Annotated in this window: 13 protein-coding genes; 8 read left to right on the top strand and 5 right to left on the bottom strand. The window is 39.6% G+C overall.

Annotated features, from left to right (window positions below; genetic code table 11):
* Positions 1–35: 35 nt before the first annotated feature.
* From M23134_RS06435 to M23134_RS06425, 3 genes are all read right to left on the bottom strand, one after another.
* Entirely contained in the window at positions 36–3,029 is a 2,994-nt protein-coding gene (locus M23134_RS06435) for a glycosyltransferase family 117 protein (protein ID WP_002694706.1), read from the bottom strand.
* 316 nt (positions 3,030–3,345) lie between these two features.
* On the bottom strand, positions 3,346–4,116 hold the full coding sequence (locus M23134_RS06430) for a leucine-rich repeat domain-containing protein (RefSeq protein WP_002694705.1): 771 nt from the start codon (positions 4,114–4,116) through the stop codon (positions 3,346–3,348).
* 552 nt (positions 4,117–4,668) lie between these two features.
* Positions 4,669–5,382 carry a leucine-rich repeat domain-containing protein gene (locus M23134_RS06425; protein WP_002694703.1) on the bottom strand — a complete coding sequence of 238 codons (714 nt, stop codon included), beginning with the start codon at positions 5,380–5,382 and terminating at the stop codon, positions 4,669–4,671.
* A gap of 256 nt (positions 5,383–5,638) precedes the next feature.
* Between M23134_RS06425 and M23134_RS37645 the strand changes: the two genes are divergently transcribed.
* The 7 genes from M23134_RS37645 (at position 5,639) to M23134_RS06390 (ending at position 11,780) form a co-directional block, all read left to right on the top strand.
* Positions 5,639–6,352: a response regulator transcription factor gene (locus M23134_RS37645; RefSeq protein WP_002694701.1), complete on the top strand. Its 714-nt coding sequence runs from the start codon at positions 5,639–5,641 to the stop codon at positions 6,350–6,352.
* A gap of 1 nt (position 6,353) precedes the next feature.
* Entirely contained in the window at positions 6,354–7,070 is a 717-nt protein-coding gene (locus M23134_RS37640) for a response regulator transcription factor (RefSeq protein WP_002694700.1), read from the top strand.
* A 1-nt stretch (position 7,071) separates the two neighbouring features.
* Positions 7,072–7,779 (top strand): response regulator transcription factor, encoded by a 708-nt coding sequence (locus M23134_RS37635; RefSeq protein ID WP_002694699.1) that lies wholly within the window; start codon positions 7,072–7,074, stop codon positions 7,777–7,779.
* Position 7,780: 1 nt separating this feature from the next.
* The gene (locus tag M23134_RS06405) at positions 7,781–8,488 is read left to right on the top strand and encodes a response regulator transcription factor (protein WP_002694698.1); all 708 of its coding nucleotides are present in this window, start codon (positions 7,781–7,783) and stop codon (positions 8,486–8,488) included.
* A 4-nt stretch (positions 8,489–8,492) separates the two neighbouring features.
* Positions 8,493–9,200 carry a response regulator transcription factor gene (locus M23134_RS37630; RefSeq protein WP_002694697.1) on the top strand — a complete coding sequence of 236 codons (708 nt, stop codon included), beginning with the start codon at positions 8,493–8,495 and terminating at the stop codon, positions 9,198–9,200.
* A gap of 107 nt (positions 9,201–9,307) precedes the next feature.
* Positions 9,308–10,951, top strand: a complete 1,644-nt coding sequence (lnt, locus tag M23134_RS06395) for an apolipoprotein N-acyltransferase (protein ID WP_002694696.1) — start codon at positions 9,308–9,310, stop codon at positions 10,949–10,951.
* Positions 10,952–10,970: 19 nt separating this feature from the next.
* Positions 10,971–11,780 (top strand): inositol monophosphatase family protein, encoded by an 810-nt coding sequence (locus M23134_RS06390; protein ID WP_002694695.1) that lies wholly within the window; start codon positions 10,971–10,973, stop codon positions 11,778–11,780.
* 131 nt (positions 11,781–11,911) lie between these two features.
* Here the strand turns inward: M23134_RS06390 and M23134_RS06385 are convergent, their stop codons facing one another.
* Positions 11,912–13,198 carry an SLATT domain-containing protein gene (locus M23134_RS06385; protein ID WP_002694694.1) on the bottom strand — a complete coding sequence of 429 codons (1,287 nt, stop codon included), beginning with the start codon at positions 13,196–13,198 and terminating at the stop codon, positions 11,912–11,914.
* Between the two features lie 206 nt (positions 13,199–13,404).
* Positions 13,405–14,547, bottom strand: a complete 1,143-nt coding sequence (locus M23134_RS06380; RefSeq protein ID WP_002694693.1) for a hypothetical protein — start codon at positions 14,545–14,547, stop codon at positions 13,405–13,407.
* Positions 14,548–14,759: 212 nt separating this feature from the next.
* Here M23134_RS06380 and M23134_RS06375 point away from each other — a divergent pair, with 212 nt between their 5' ends.
* Entirely contained in the window at positions 14,760–15,632 is an 873-nt protein-coding gene (locus M23134_RS06375; RefSeq protein ID WP_002694692.1) for a peroxiredoxin family protein, read from the top strand.
* Positions 15,633–15,724 lie beyond the last annotated feature (92 nt).

Raw genomic sequence — 15,724 nt, 5'->3', positions numbered from 1 at the left:
AAAGCAAGAGGTTAACTTACAAGTTGGCTAAATAGTTATTTTAATTGCTGATAATATTTCATCATCAAGCCATTGATAGCCTTGGCTTCAGGCAACTGATGTTGCTCGAAGAGTTGGGCAAGCTGCCCCAGTATGCTGTAATGTGTAATAATGGCTTGTCGGTTATGGGGCGAGTGGTCCAGTAAGTATACCAAGTATTCATCCGCACGTTGTACCAACATTTTGCCTATATCTACCCCCCGTTTTTTTTCTCCGGCTTTTAGTAAAATACCTATCAAAGGAACAGTGTAGTAGTCAAAAGAAATGGCTTGATCGGGCATTTTGTCCAGACAAAACAAAGCTACTTTTCTGGCTTTTTCTGGCTTTCCTTCCTGGTATAACTGAGCCGCCAAACGAGCAAAAGCCCCTCGGCTAAACATGACCATTCTTCGGTGCATTTCATCATAATAAATGTCAGGATTATTTAGCCCGGTCCAGTCTGCTTTTTGTAGTAAATTTTTGTAAGCCAATGTCGTGTTTACATATCCATTGCTTGCTCCTTGTACCTTTACGGGTAATAACCTATACACCAACCCTTCCATTTGCAGGTATTCTTTTAGTCCCAGGTAACTTTTAGCGTCTAAATGGGTAGAAAAATAAATTGGTCGTTTCCATTCATTATGAGCAATCAAGTCTAAAATTGCCAAGTCGTCTTTGTACAAATACTTTTGGGGAAGCACCCACTCCATTTGGTGGTTTAGCAAGTGTTTTTTATCCTCTGGAATAATGCCTTGCTTCAGTATGCTCTCTTTGTTGATGGGCAACACCAGTTTTTGAGTAGGAAACGTATGCAACTGGCGGGTACCACTTTGATAACGCAAACGGGCATCGTGTTTTTTCAACAATTGAAAATACTGTTTTAGGTTCATTCCCTTTTGCAAAAGTTTTTGGGCAGTTTGTGGACTAAAAGCTGGATTTTTGGTAGCCGCAATATAAGGCAAATAGGCATTGGTACCTCTGGCATAGTGTGGCTGGTCTAAGCCAAAGGGCAAGGCATCTGATTGGTACACCTTTCGTCGCAATTGCTCGGTATACCAGGCGCCTGTCATTAATTGTAAGTTACAAACCCTCACATCTGTTCGTACCCCTTCTACTTCTTGGGCGTACCACAAAGGGTAAGTTTCGTTGTCGCCGCTTACAAACAAGATAGAGTCAGGAGCACAACTATTGAGCATATTTTTGGCAGAGTTGACCGAAAATACCCTGTTTGACCTATCATGATCGTTCCAGCCCTCGATAGCCATAAGTAAAGGCACCCACATACAAAGCATACTAACAAATAATACCGCAAGTGGAGACTGTTTAAATAATTGTTGTACCCAAGTGCCCAGCGCCATTGCTCCAAAACCTATCCATACTGCAAAAGCATAAAAAGAGCCCACATAAATATAGTCTCGTTCGCGAGGCTCGACAGGAGGTGAGTTAAAGTAAAACACCAGTGCCAAGCCCAGCATAGCAAACAAGAGGGCATTGATCATAAATAGGGCTTTGCTCTTACGGTATTGGAAAAAAGCACCAATCAACCCCAGCAGTAAAGGCAACATATAAAACTGGTTATTGGCTTTGTTACGTTTGAGTACTTCAGGCAAACTACTTTTTACCTGATGGGGCATCAATATGCCTGCGTCTTGTATATCACTTTCACGTCCGGCAAAATTCCAAAGAAAGTATCGCCAGTACATATGCCCCAGCTGAAAATCCCAGAAGAAAGTCAGGTTATCGCGCATGGAAGGCTTTTGCCCTTTACGTTTTTTGAGTATTTGTCGGTACAGCGTTGGGTGGTTGTCGCGTTGGCTATAAATACGAGGAAAATACATGTATTGATCATAGACATACTTTGGCTTAAAGTCTACCCTTTCGTAACGTTTGCCCCTACGACGATATACCCCACTGACAGGTTGGCTATCAATTAGGCGTGACTCATAGGTAGGCCCGTAAAACAAGGCATTGTTGCCATATTGTTCTCGGTTTACATAACTCACATAACGACTAATTTCGCTTGGCTTGTTCATGTTAATGGGAGTATCGTATTGTGCCCGCACTACAATGATCCCGTAAGAGCTATAGCCAACCAACAACAGCGTAAAAGCTAAAACTAAGGTGTTGAGTTGTACTTTTTGGATGCGCTGGGTATAATAAATGCCATAACCAAGGCTGCTTGCCACTCCAACAATGACCATCCAAACCCCGCTATTAAAAGGCAAGCCCAGCGTATTGACAGCAAATACTTCCAACTTTAGCGCCAAGCCTGGTAAAGTGCTGATCACCCCAATCAAAATGAATAAAATAATTGAGCCACTGATAACCAATGCTTTGACTATGCCCCAAAAGCTGATTTTTTTTGTATACTTAAAATAAAATATCAGCCCCAAAGCTGGAATCGTAAGCAAGTTGAGTATGTGTACTCCTAGCGACAAGCCAGTAACATAAGCAATGAGTAATAGCCATTGGTTGGCAAAACGAGGGTTGTGGACGCTATCCCATTTTAGCATCGCCCAAAATATAAAAGCTGTAAACAATGATGACATGGCGTATACTTCGGCTTCTACTGCCGAAAACCAAAACGAATCGGAAAAGGTGTAAGCCAAAGCGCCTACTACCCCTGCACTTAGCAGGGTAATGGTTTGAACCGTCGAAAGTTGATGTTTGCTAACTGACATCAATTTTAGTCCCAGCAAAGTAATGCTCCAAAACAACAACAAAATAGTGCCTGCACTACATACTACCGATACCATATTTACCCAGTAAGCAACCTGAGTGAGGTCGTTGCCTGCCAATAGTGAAAACAGCCTGCCAACAAGCAAAAAGAAAGGAGTGCCTGGTGGATGAGGTGCCTGTAGTTTATAAGCTCCAGCTATAAACTCGCCGCAGTCCCAAAAACTTGCCGTAGGTTCTATAGTAAGGGCATACGTAATAAAAGCAACGACAAATAGTAAGTAACCTAAAAGGTGGTTGAGTAAAGAAAAATTGAGTTGGGTTGGTCTTCTCATGGCATTTAAGTAATTGTGTTTGATACAAAATTACCTTTACCAAAACAGCCAACTCAATTTGGGCTGTTAAAAAATGTTAGCGGGTATGTTAAAGATTGTTAAGGAATGGTGTAAAAATAAATTTCTATAGTTTAATAAAATATTTTGTTGCTAGACGCGGTAAAAAATCGGCTAATAGCAGCGCTATTCGGCTATTTTTTAACAAAGTATAGCCTCAAAAGATGAGGTTAAGAATGTAAATTTATTTTGGTACCATTCCTAAGGAATCTATCACCTTCAAAATATATGAATAGTACAGACTTTGGCGAGAGGCTTGTTAGCCAAATGTGATCACTATGTTTGGAAATTCCTTTTGTAATTTACGGGCATCCTCATTATCAATATCCCAGAAATGATCCCAGTAATCAGTCCCTCTATTATCGCACAATTCCAAGTGTTTGAGGCGAGGCATTTGGTGGATCACTTCTGGCAAACCTTCAAAATAGTTATCACTTAAATCAAGTTTTTTGAGTTGATCAAGTACACGAATACCTGGAGGCAAAGTCTTGAGCTTGTTATTGTACAAACTCAACGACTCAAGTTGAGGCAAGCCCCTGAGTTGAGTAAAAACTAAGTCAAGGTTGAGGTGGGGGTTGGCTCCTAACCCCAAATGCTGGAGATGTTGGAGGTTGAGCAATGCCTTGGGTACTTCTGTCAAGTGCCAGGAATATAAATCTAATGCCTTCAGCCCTGGCATTTGAGCAAGCAGCTCAAACGTTTGTGGGTTGTTGAGTTGGGGATTGCCAGCAAGCCCCAGGTGTTGAAGGCTTTTGAGTTGCAAAAGCGGCAAAGGAAGTCGCTTTAGCCTTAAGTAGTTCAAGTTAATCTTCTTGCGTGATTGTAATAAATCGGTAAAACTATATTCGAGACACTTTACCACCTTATATCGGTTATTGGTGAGTATAGGGTAGAGTTTGACTGGAATAGTGCCAGCACCTTTTACGATCTGAAACCCCAACTCTATATTTTCGGGGTTGTCGCTCAGGAGCAATTGACTTACTTTTTTTATATAGTCAGGGTTGTCTTGTAAGTAATTAGGTGTATTCATTATAATGTCAGAGTCGAGCTTTCAAAGTATGCCTTATGACTTACCTCAAAGAAGTTTTAAGCCTACTTTTATTTAACAATTCTCCGTAGATTTTTTCCGTCAACTATTTAAGCACTTGACTACCATTAAAATGTATGGTGAGGCACTTTGGGCAAACGAAGTAAAAAATACATACAGTCGCTGGAAGTCATTCTGTAAAACATTGTTTTTCAACGTAAGTACCGAGGCAGAATTAAATATATCTAATGAGTAGGTGTAACAGCCATATTATGAGCGAGTTACCCTTACTTGTAGCTTATAGCTAATTACTTGCTGCTACTTAAGAGCGAATGTTAACTCCATTTCAAAAATTTTTAACTAACAAACTCATCATCTGCTGAAAATGAATGTACTATGGATTTATTAGTTGCTTGTAGAACAGGGTTTAGTACTGATATACGTTGGTATCTAAGAACTTGCACCTGTCAGCGCTGTGGATTATTGATTTAATAAGCCAAATTAATTTTTTTATTCAAAATAATAAAATCGACTTACACTCTTTATACCTCAAGTCTAACGAATGATTTGTGTATAGGGCAATTTTACTTTTAATTGTTGCCATTCCCGGTCTGACAGCTTGAGCCCGCTCAACGATAATATTTCTAACCAAGGCATTTGAGTGAGCACTGCTACTATATTTTGCATAGGGTTGGTGCCAATATCCAATTTTCGTAAAGCACGCATCTGAGGCATTTGAGTGGGTAAAGCCTGTAGTTGATTGGCTCCCAAGTTCAACGATTCAAGTTTGGGTAAATGAAGTAATGCTTCTGGAAATACCTTAAGTTGATTACCGTATATGTTCAGCTTTTCAAGCTTTTTAAGTGCTTTTATTTCTTCTGGCAAGCCAATGAGGCGATTGGCTACTAGTTGCAAGTCGGTCAGTTGTTGCAGGTATTGTATTTCGGGTGGCAAACAAACAAGTTGATTGTTGATGAGCTCCAGTATAACCAGTGCTTGTAAATCGCCAATAGCTGAGGGTAACTCTTGCAAGTGAGTATCGTGTATCTGAAGTATTTGTAAGTGTGTCAAAAGAGAAGTAAGCCTATACTCCAGGCATAAAATTTTACCTTGAATATTATCAGAAATACGTTTAGCCAATGAGTTGGGCACTCCACCTCCTTGCATCAGTTGGTAGGCAAGCCTGATGTTGACATCGTCATAGCTATCAAGCAATTGGGTGAGTTTGTGGGCAAACTCTGGATCGTTTTTTAAATATTGAGCATTCATTTAGGTTGTAAGTTGGGCTTGAGTGAATAGTAAAAGTTAGGCAACTTATGGTGTTTTTTCAAGCAGGTAATACTCTGAAGTTTAAATATTTTTTTTTATTAAAAAGAAGCATTACTATACACTTGAGGGTATATTTGATGGTTTTACTAATTTTGGCGTTTATTGTTAAAATTGTAAATTATAGAGAAGGGCAAAAGAGGAAAAGCTGAAAAGACACTGAAAACACAACCTTTATCAATCAAGTTAACAACATAACATGAAGCGCATTGTTAGTGAGAAAGAAATATTAGAGGCATTAGAGCGCCAGGCTTTTCTGATTGAGCAGAAATTGAACCTGGATGCTATGAGCATTGTAGATTTAAATGAAAGTGTGCCAAAGGGGGTCATGGTAACCTTGAATAGTTCAGAAGATTTTGTACCCGTTTATTTGAGCGACCAATCCTTAAAAATGCTTGATGCTCCTAGAGAGTTATATTTCAAAAACCCTTCTGAGTATATCCAAAAGCTTGTGTATCCAGGGGATTTTGAAAAAAATGCTTCTATTGTGTCCAGTCACTTTTCAGGTGAGAATCGTTTTGCACCAGTAAGTTTTATTCAAAGGTTAAAGTTATATGGTGGCGATGTGTATGAAGGCATGTTTACTGTTACTAAACAAAACCGCCATAAAAAAGAATTATCTAATATACTGATTAGGGTCAAAAACCTAGGGCAAGTAACCAATAAAATGACCCGTTTGTTGGAAGAAACGTTGTATGTACGTCATCATTACCACAAATTTGCCTCACTTACCGCTCGCGAAAAAGAAATCATTACTTTACTGGCATTGGGCTACCAAAACAGTGAAATAGGCGAACAACTGTTTATTTCTAAAGCTACTGTAGAGCAACATCGTAAAAACCTAAAGCGTAAGCTGGAAATAAAGCGATTTGTAGACTTAATTCGTTTTGCCCAAGCATTTGATTTGATTTAAAATGGCAAAAGTTTTTACAGAAAAAGAAATATTAGAAGCGTTAGAGCGTCAGGCTTTTTTGATTCAGCAAAGAATGAATAAAGACGGGGTAAGCATAGAAGCATTGAACGATAGTTTACCAGGGCGAATTGTTATTAACTTGTTAGATTTGAAAACTATGCTGCCTTCGTACATAGGGCACAAATCGTTAGATATGTTAAACATTCCGCACAATATATTCTTTGAAAAACCAATGTCTGTTATACAAGAATGCTTGTTTCCAGGAGACTTTGAAAAATCAGTAGTTTTACTAAAGAAACATTTATCAACAAAATCAAAAGACTTACCCATAAGCTATATACAACGCACAAAGTTGTATAAGAAAGATAGTGATTATAGTGGGATGTTTACTGTAGCCAAGCAAAATGTTTTGACAGGTAAATTGTGTAACTTAGTACTTCCTGTAGAAGAGTTTGGTGTTGCTACTAATAAAATGACCCGTTTGTTAGAAGAAACGCTATATGTACGCCATCATTACCGCAAATTTGCTACTCTTACCAATCGCGAAAAAGAAATCATTACTTTACTGGTATTGGGCTACCAAAACAATGAGATTGGTGAGCAACTGTTTATTTCTAAAGCTACCGTAGAGCAACACCGCAAAAACCTGAAGCGCAAGCTGGAAGTCAGGCGCTTTGTGGATTTAATCCGTTTTGCTCAGGCATTTGATTTGATTTAACATGAAAAAGATTGTTACTGAAAAAGAAATAATAGCAACTCTAGAACGTCAGGCTTTTTTAATAGAGCAAAAGCTGAAAGCACAACAAATGACTATTGAGGAGGCAAATACTTTAACCAAGGAAGATAATTATGCTGTAAACCTGTATAGTTATAAGGAGTTTACACTTGAGTATCTTGGTAAAAACTTTGAAAAAAAGCTGAATGTCTCCACAGAAACTGTAGCGAATGACCCTACTTTATTTATCAAAAATGGAGTCTACCCAGGTGATTTTGAAAAAGGAGTTAGGCTAGTACAAGATTTTGTTTTAAAGGGAAAAAGTATTGGTTATATTCAACGTGTAAAACCTGTAGGCTCAGGGAATTATTTGCCGCTTTATACATTGATAAATGGTCAAAGTTATAAAAAATCCTTGGTTAGTGTGCTTATCTCATTAGAAAAGGTCGGGCAAGTAACTAATAAAATGCTGCGTATATTAGAAGAAACACTGTACATGCGCAATAACTACTACAAATTTGCTGCTTTGACACCCCGCGAAAAAGAAATCATTACTTTATTGGCTTTGGGCTACCAAAATAATGAGATAGGCGAACAGCTGTTTATTTCTAAGGCTACCGTAGAACAGTATCGCAAAAACCTGAAGCGTAAGCTGGAAGTCAGGCGCTTTGTGGATTTGATTCGCTTTGCTCAGGCATTTGATTTGATTTAACATGAAAAAGATTGTTACTGAAAAAGAAATAATAGCAGCTTTAGAGCGCCAGACGTTTTTGATTGAGCAGAAATTGAACAGGGAAATCATAAAGGTGCAAGACTTGAATCAAAACTTACCTAAAGGTTCAATGGTAAGCCTAAGTGATGTCCACACTCTTTTACCAAGGTATATTTATGAGGATTTTTACGATTTCATTAGTGTGAACCTCAATGATTTATTACAAAATCCTGCGAATTATGTGCAAAAGTATTTGAACCCAGGTGACTTTGAACGAGCGGCATATTTAGTTAATACGCAGATATTGCGTGGAGCCAAAGGTCAAAAAGTGAGCTTTATTCAACGTTTCCGACCTCATATATCTCAGCCAGGAACTTTTACAACTAATAGTTTATTGAAAAGCAAGCAAGAGTTATTGGGAGTTCACGTTTCATTGAAAACAATCGATGTTATAACAAATAAAATGCTTCGTGCAATCGAGGAAACTCTATATGTGCGTTACAACTACCACAAATTTGCTTCACTCACCCCTCGCGAAAAAGAAATCATTACTTTATTGGCTTTGGGCTACCAAAATAATGAGATAGGCGAACAGCTGTTTATTTCTAAGGCTACCGTAGAGCAACACCGCAAAAACCTGAAGCGTAAGTTAGAAATTAGGCGCTTTGTGGATTTGATTCGCTTTGCTCAGGCGTTTGATTTGATTTAGAAAAATGAAGCAAATTATTACTGAAAAAGAAATACTAGTTGCTCTTGAACGTCAAACCTTTTTGATAGAACAAAGAATTACTAAAAACGGGTATTCGTTTGAGGAAGCCTGTGAGTTGATTCAAGGGGCTTTACTGCACTTGAATGACATCCATACTTTTGCTCCTAAGTTTTTGAGTAAGCAACACCTAGAGCGCTTTGAGCTTACTTTGCAAGATGTACAAAATGCCCCTACTGACCTGTTTAAGCGTTATGTGAATCCTGATGATTATAATAAGTCGATCATACTTATCAAAGACGTATTGCTCAAGCATAAACGTAAAGCCGTCGGATTTGTACAAAGGGCGGCAATTGACCCAGTGAAAGGCCTTGAGCCATTGTATACTACCTCACGTATTTATAATAAACAACCGTGTTTGGCTGGTATTACTATCCCTTTGGCAAAAGTGGGCAAGGTTACCAATAAAATGGTAAGGGCATTGGAAGAAACAAATTACATGAAAATGAACTATCATAAATTTGCCAGCTTGACCCCACGCGAGCTAGAAATAGTTCCCTTATTGGCTTTAGGTTATCAAAATACCGAAATAGGTGAACAGTTGTTTATCTCTAAGGCTACTGTCGAGCAACACCGCAAAAACCTGAAGCGTAAGTTAGAAATTAGGCGCTTTGTGGATTTGATTCGCTTTGCTCAGGCATTTGACCTTATCTAACTTTACCCCACTTTTTTACCCAAACCTTTTGAAAACGTGTACCTTTGCAGATGAGTATCTGTATGGTAATAAATGCCCTACTTAAGTTACTTTAATGCAAATAAAACATGCGCGAAACTCCAAAAATTTCATTCAAATATTGTATCAGTTTAGTACTGGCAAGTATCATAAGCCTGTGGTTAGGGTGGCAACTACACCCATTGTTTTTATGCGTGGGGTTTGCCCCGGTTTTAATGGTTGAGGCACATATTGAGAACCAAAAACGAGGAAACCTCATCTTTTGGTTGTGTTGTCTGGGAGTTACATTAGGGTGGAACATTGCCGTTACCTGGTGGTTGGCAAAGGCAAGTGTGGTGGGGGCAATAGTTGCCATTGTTTTGAATGCCCTGCTCATGACCCTACCTCTGTTGGCTTATCGTATTACCCGAAAAATATTGGGCAATAACTATGGTTATTTGACCTTGACGCTGTATTGGTTGAGTTTTGAGTACTTGCACCTGCACTGGCAACTTTCGTGGTCTTGGCTTACCCTGGGCAATGCATTTGCCACTGCCCCTTACCTCATTCAATGGTATGAATATACGGGTGTTTTGGGTGGTTCTTTGTGGGTGCTTGTGGCAAACATTTTAACATACTTACTCATCAGTAGCCAACTGAAACATAACCGTATTACTTATACTATATACCTTGCCTTGTTGGTGGGAGTGCCAGCCATTGCATCCATCGCGCTCAAAGCTGGTTATTCTCCACAAAACAGCCTCACAACTGAGGTAGTCATTGTACAACCCAATGTAGATCCTTATACCCAAAAATTTGCCGAAGGCTCCAATTTTACTCCTTACCCCCAACAAATGCAGCGTTTTTTAGCGCAGGCCCAACCTTACTTAAGTGCCAATACCCGTTTGTTATTATTGCCCGAAACCGCTTTCGATGAACAATACAATGAAGCTTCCCTTAGCCAGTATGCAGTATTTAGGCAAGCCCAAACTTTCCTGAAAAAATACCCCCATCTAGCAATGATCACTGGAGCCACTACTTCGCGATTTTATGGCAGAGTAAAACCTACTACTAGTGCCCGTGTACACCCCAAAACAGGAAGGTACTATGAGGTGTTCAACACGGCTGTTTTCTTACAAGAGCATCCGCCTTCTGCCGGGTTCTATCATAAATCCAAGTTAGTGCCTGGGGTAGAAACTTTACCTTATCCTCAAGTATTGGGTATATTGGGTGATTGGTTGATAGACTTTGGTGGTACCAGTGGCTCGTATGGTACCCAACCAGCCCGCGAAGTGTTTACTTTACTTGCTAAAGACAAAGGTGAAAAAAAGATGAAAATAGCTCCTTTGATTTGTTTTGAATCTATTCATGGAGACTTTACCCGTCGTTACATTCACAACGGAGCCAATGCACTGGCTGTGATCACCAATGATGGCTGGTGGGGAGACACTGATGGGCATCACCGACATTTTGCCTACACCCGTTTGCGTGCCATTGAGACACGCCGTGATGTGGTATTTTGTGCCAATACTGGTACCTCAGGAGTAATCAATCAATTTGGAGAGGCAATAGCTCAAACTGATTATGGTAAAAAAGCAGTGCTTAAGCAAGGTATAAAGTCTCATACCAAAATAACTATGTATGCCCGTCATGGCGATTATTTAGGACGTTTGTCAGCATTTATGGCAATAGGTTTAATACTCACCATGTTGGTAAAGAAAATTACTAAAGGAACTACTGGAAGCTTCACTTAAAAAAATAAACATTTAAAACATGAGTAGTACAATAGACTTACAACCATTGGTTGAGCAAGTGATTCAAATCACCAAAGATGTAGGATATTTTATAAGAACTGAACTGAGAAACTTTGACCGCTCAATGATTGAGTACAAAGGTAAAAACGACTTGGTGTCTTATGTAGACAAACGATCAGAAGAAATGCTTATCAAAGCATTGACCAAGGTACTACCCGAAGCTGGGTTTGTATCTGAAGAGGACTCAGCCAACCACCAATTGTCGGGTAAAGAATACCATTGGGTAGTAGATCCGTTGGATGGTACCACTAACTTTTTGCACGGATTGCCAATTTTTGCTATCAGTATAGCACTTATGCAAAACACCGAAGTGATAACAGGGGTAGTCTATGAAATAAACCGAAATGAGTGTTTTTATGCCTGGAAAGATGGAGGAGCCTATATGGACAATGCCAAAATTAGGGTATCAAGCACCCAAGACCTAAGCGATAGCTTGCTTGCTACAGGTTTTCCTTATTATAACTTTGACCAAATGCGCAATTACCTGGAGATACTCAATGGGTTTATGCAAAATACCCATGGCTTGCGTCGTATGGGGTCAGCAGCAGTAGACCTGGCGTATGTAGCTTGTGGGCGTTTTGAAGGTTTTTTTGAGTACAATCTAAAGCCTTGGGATGTAGCCGCTGGTGCTTGTCTTGTACAAGAAGCAGGCGGAACCGTGACCAACTTTAGTGGAGGGGACGATAGTGTGTTCAAGGGAGAAATTGTAGCCAGTGGAGAAGTACATTCACAAATGCTGGAGATTATACAGCAACATTGGCAAAAGTAAAGTAAAAACGGTTTTTAAGAAATTTCATACCTGCCAGGCTTCAAAAACCTGGCAGGTATGAATAGTATTTAGAATAACATTTTCCTAAAATCTATGATGAGACAGCCTTTTTGTAATCACCATAAGAGGAGTTACGACCTGAGAAGTGACGAGTTTCCAGTACCATCATCTTGGCTTCTTACCTGAATGATATAGTTGTTTGTACCATCTTTTATTCGGTTATAGGCAAGTTTTATCTGATTTACATCATCTAGTGTGATATAATTACCTGCCAGTTGCATATACTCAATATTGTCTAGCAACTGTTGATACTTGTTGGAGGTATCGGTATATTTAACCCATAAAGGTTTGGAGTCTGTAAAGTTTTGCAAAACTCCAATTACCGAAATAAATGCACTAATAATCAAGGCTATAGTATTGATATACCAGTCAAAATTATGTTTACGCATAAAGTCTGTAATATTCAAACCTAGTAATACGGTTACAGAAGCCGCCAATAAAGAAGACAATACACTGAATATCAATGTCCATTTACCCGACTTTTTCTCTTTATTGTTATAAAAAGCCAAGTCTTTTTTAATCTTATTTACCAAATACTGAAGCTTTTGTTCTACCTCCTCTTTTTCTTCAGGGCCTACTTTGGTTCTATGCCGTTTGGTAAATAGTGCTTCATCTAATTTTTCCATAGAAGTGGCCTGTAGTTTAGGCATTTGGTTTACCTTATTGGCAGCAGCCAATACTGCATTCATATCTATTTTAGACTGATACGCTTCCCGCTCTGCTGCTTTGTGGGCATTGGGTGGTGGCGTAGCAATATTGGGTATGGGCTGCGGGTTGGGTACAGAGGTAGCAGTAGGTGTAGGTATTGATGTATTAGGAGGGGGAGGAGTAGACAGGTTTTGTGGTGTAGAAGACAAATCAGGTTGAGAGGTAGAACCAGTAGTTGTACCTGACTGCCCCGTCAGGGGAGTTTGTGGCAAATTAGGTTGAGACGCAGAACCCGCAGTACCCGATTGCCCAGTTAAAGGGTCTTCTGATGGTTTAGGCAAGTCAGGCTGAGATGTAGAACCCGTAGATTGCCCTGCTGTGTTGAGCGGGTCAGCAGTATTGGTAATGGGGGGAGTGGTACCAGAAGTAGGTTGCTTTTCTACCATATCAAACGGGTCGCCACCAGTATTGACAGTAGGGGTAGAGGGTGTTGTTCCGGAGGTAGGGTGTTTTTCTACCATATCAAACGGGTCGCTACCCGTTGTGGAAGAAGTTTCTTGTTTGTTTCCTGTGTTGTCTTCCTCTTTATTTTCTTCTTTTTCTGGAGGTGGAGTGCTGCCGGTAGGAGTGTCTCCTTTGAGCATATCAAACGGATCGTGGGTAGGTTTTTTGTCTCCTGAATCGGGGTTTGTAGGGTTATCTTCAACCATATCAATAGTTCATTTTTTAGTTATAACCATCTCATTTACAAATATATTCCTTTTATTGATTTGTGCAACTGAAGGTGAGCTTATTTGTCTGAAAGTAAACGCTCTGAAGAGTGGTTTTGAATATAAAGCAAAAGAAAGTAAACCGAACCCGCCAAATGACCCAAAAAGGACAGTGTTTTTGCCTGAATCACTGCCCTCTGGAATAGCTATTTTTTCCTGAAAACCAAAATACTTGATTTATCTGTCCACCAATGATAACCAAAAGTAAAGTCAATGGGCTTAACGGTTTTATCTGTCTTAAATAGCCTGTTTAAGTCAGTCTGAAACCCATAGTTAAAGTCACGCACCGGGCGGGCATACTTACCGTATAGTTTTACACTCCAACTGTTTTTAAAATAGCGGTAGGGCACTCCAGTATCGTCTTGTACCGAAGCCGATGTCTGATTGAGGATAATATTACGAATAATACTAAAGTTGTGACCGTGCAACAAGTAAGAAGCCGACTTGGTAAAAGTCATCTTGTTTTTAAAGTTAGTAATAAAATTAACCAGGTTTTTTTTGGTATACATGGCGGTATTTACAAAGTTGGTCCCAAAGTAATACATGCGTTGAGGCAAATCACGGTTCTTATTTTTAAACTCAATTGTTACCCCTTTGATCCCTGGATGCCACTTATTGTCGTTAAAAGCCACAAATTTAGGTTTGCCGTTTTTTTGTACATACACCTTCTGAATACTCAATATCTTATTGTCGGTGCGCGCCATAAATACTGCGATCAAAGGCAACACTCCTTTTACATTGCTATTAAGGTTGTTGATCATGTCGCGGGTAATGAAGTAATTGCGCTTCATCAAAATAGACAACGATTTGCGTAAGCGAAACAAATAATTACCCCTCAGCTGCGCCATTGTAGGCAATGTGCCCATTTTCTCTAGTCCAAACAACAAATAATTGTCGCAGGTAGGAAAAAGCAGGTAAGCATTCAGAAAATCGGGACCAGCAAAAGGGTAGAACAAATTGGTTTGCTTTTTATGCAAGTCAGTAATTTCACTGTCCCGCCATTTGCGTAAGCGTGACAGTTTTTTACTCTCTAATTTTTGCCAGGCAATAGTAAACTCCTTATAATGATTTTGAACCGAGGCAACTTTGGACAACTGCTTTATGTTTTCGGGAGCAGCTTCAGGCAGCGGTAGTGCTGCCATTACACGGGCTATGTAGTCAGCATCCAGCATAGACGGAGTAGTCAATGGAACATCATCTGCAAACGGCTGGGCTTTATAGGCAGAAGGTTGAGCAGAAAGTAAGGCATAAGTGCCCAGAAATAACAAAGTAAAAACTAATTTCTTCATATTAAGTATTTTCAAAGTCTTGGAGTTTGTTTAGCGAACAGCTTTGGGTTTTAAAGCATGTCTTTTTGGTTGACTTTAAACAAACTCGTTATTGTATGACAGAACTTTTTTGTAAAAAAAAGCGGTTGTAAACTTAAAAATTTAAATGCAGGCTTCACAATAAACCGAGAATGCTTTGTAAGTTGTAAAATATAAAACACATTCATCAAGTCATGGTAAATGTAGCCAAATCGATATTTATTACTGCTTTTCCTGTTTATGGAATGGTCATAGGTATTTATGCTGTTCGTCAGCTTTTGTTAGATTTTAGTTTGCCTTGGTTGGGGGTAGCCTTGGGCGGGTGGGCTATAGCCCTTATGTTTGCGGGGTTATTCATTTTTCGTCCTTTTGCCCGTACCAAAGCTGCTATGCCCAAATACACAGCCTTGATGTTGGTAAGCACTGGGTGGGCGATAGTAACGGCTTACACCACCCAAACTCCCCCAGTTTATGCAGCCATAGTATTTGCAGTAAGCAACACTTTGGGTTGGCTCATTTATATTTATTGGTATTCACGTTTTACCTTACGCAATAAAGAGTTGCTTGCGGTGGGCAAACCATTGCCTAGTTTTGTGTTAGAAAACGAGGCAGGCGAACAAGTACAAAGCAAAGAGTTTGACGGACACCCCACTCTATGGCTATTTTATCGGGGCAATTGGTGCCCATTGTGTATGGCACAAATCAAAGAAGTAGCCCAACAATACAAAGAACTCAACCAAAGAGGGGTAAAGGTAGCCTTGGTAAGCCCCCAACCTCACGGGTATTCACGCCAATTGGCAGAAAAAATGAAAGTTCCTTTTCACTTTCTGGTAGATGTAAAAAGCCGGGCAGCTCGCCAATTAGAAATTATCTCAGAAAACGGCATTCCTAAAGGCTTTGAAATATTGGGTTACGATTCCAACACAGTTTTACCCACCGTGATTATAACCAATTCTGAAGGAAAGATCATTTTTGCCGACCTGACCGATAACTATCGGGTGCGCCCCGAACCTGCTACTTTTCTGAAAGTGTTGGATGAGGAAGAGGGTGTTGAACATCGTTCCTGATGGTGTGAAACCTCCTTTTTTTCCTCCTAATAAAGCATTTCCTCTGTCTTCTTCATAAATCCCAAATACGCTCAGTATTTTTTTGTGTTTTA

The organism is Microscilla marina ATCC 23134 (genome assembly GCF_000169175.1).
Taxonomy (GTDB): Bacteria; Bacteroidota; Bacteroidia; order Cytophagales; family Microscillaceae; genus Microscilla; species Microscilla marina.
This window is presented reverse-complemented; position numbering and strand designations above follow the sequence as displayed.

Coding starts and splice junctions, on each gene's coding strand:
- M23134_RS06435 (WP_002694706.1), bottom strand. CDS start 3,029: ATGAGAAGACCAACCCAACTCAATTTTTCTTTACTCAACCACCTTTTA.
- M23134_RS06430 (WP_002694705.1), bottom strand. CDS start 4,116: ATGAATACACCTAATTACTTACAAGACAACCCTGACTATATAAAAAAA.
- M23134_RS06425 (WP_002694703.1), bottom strand. CDS start 5,382: ATGAATGCTCAATATTTAAAAAACGATCCAGAGTTTGCCCACAAACTC.
- M23134_RS37645 (WP_002694701.1), top strand. CDS start 5,639: ATGAAGCGCATTGTTAGTGAGAAAGAAATATTAGAGGCATTAGAGCGC.
- M23134_RS37640 (WP_002694700.1), top strand. CDS start 6,354: ATGGCAAAAGTTTTTACAGAAAAAGAAATATTAGAAGCGTTAGAGCGT.
- M23134_RS37635 (WP_002694699.1), top strand. CDS start 7,072: ATGAAAAAGATTGTTACTGAAAAAGAAATAATAGCAACTCTAGAACGT.
- M23134_RS06405 (WP_002694698.1), top strand. CDS start 7,781: ATGAAAAAGATTGTTACTGAAAAAGAAATAATAGCAGCTTTAGAGCGC.
- M23134_RS37630 (WP_002694697.1), top strand. CDS start 8,493: ATGAAGCAAATTATTACTGAAAAAGAAATACTAGTTGCTCTTGAACGT.
- lnt (WP_002694696.1), top strand. CDS start 9,308: ATGCGCGAAACTCCAAAAATTTCATTCAAATATTGTATCAGTTTAGTA.
- M23134_RS06390 (WP_002694695.1), top strand. CDS start 10,971: ATGAGTAGTACAATAGACTTACAACCATTGGTTGAGCAAGTGATTCAA.
- M23134_RS06385 (WP_002694694.1), bottom strand. CDS start 13,198: ATGGTTGAAGATAACCCTACAAACCCCGATTCAGGAGACAAAAAACCT.
- M23134_RS06380 (WP_002694693.1), bottom strand. CDS start 14,547: ATGAAGAAATTAGTTTTTACTTTGTTATTTCTGGGCACTTATGCCTTA.
- M23134_RS06375 (WP_002694692.1), top strand. CDS start 14,760: ATGGTAAATGTAGCCAAATCGATATTTATTACTGCTTTTCCTGTTTAT.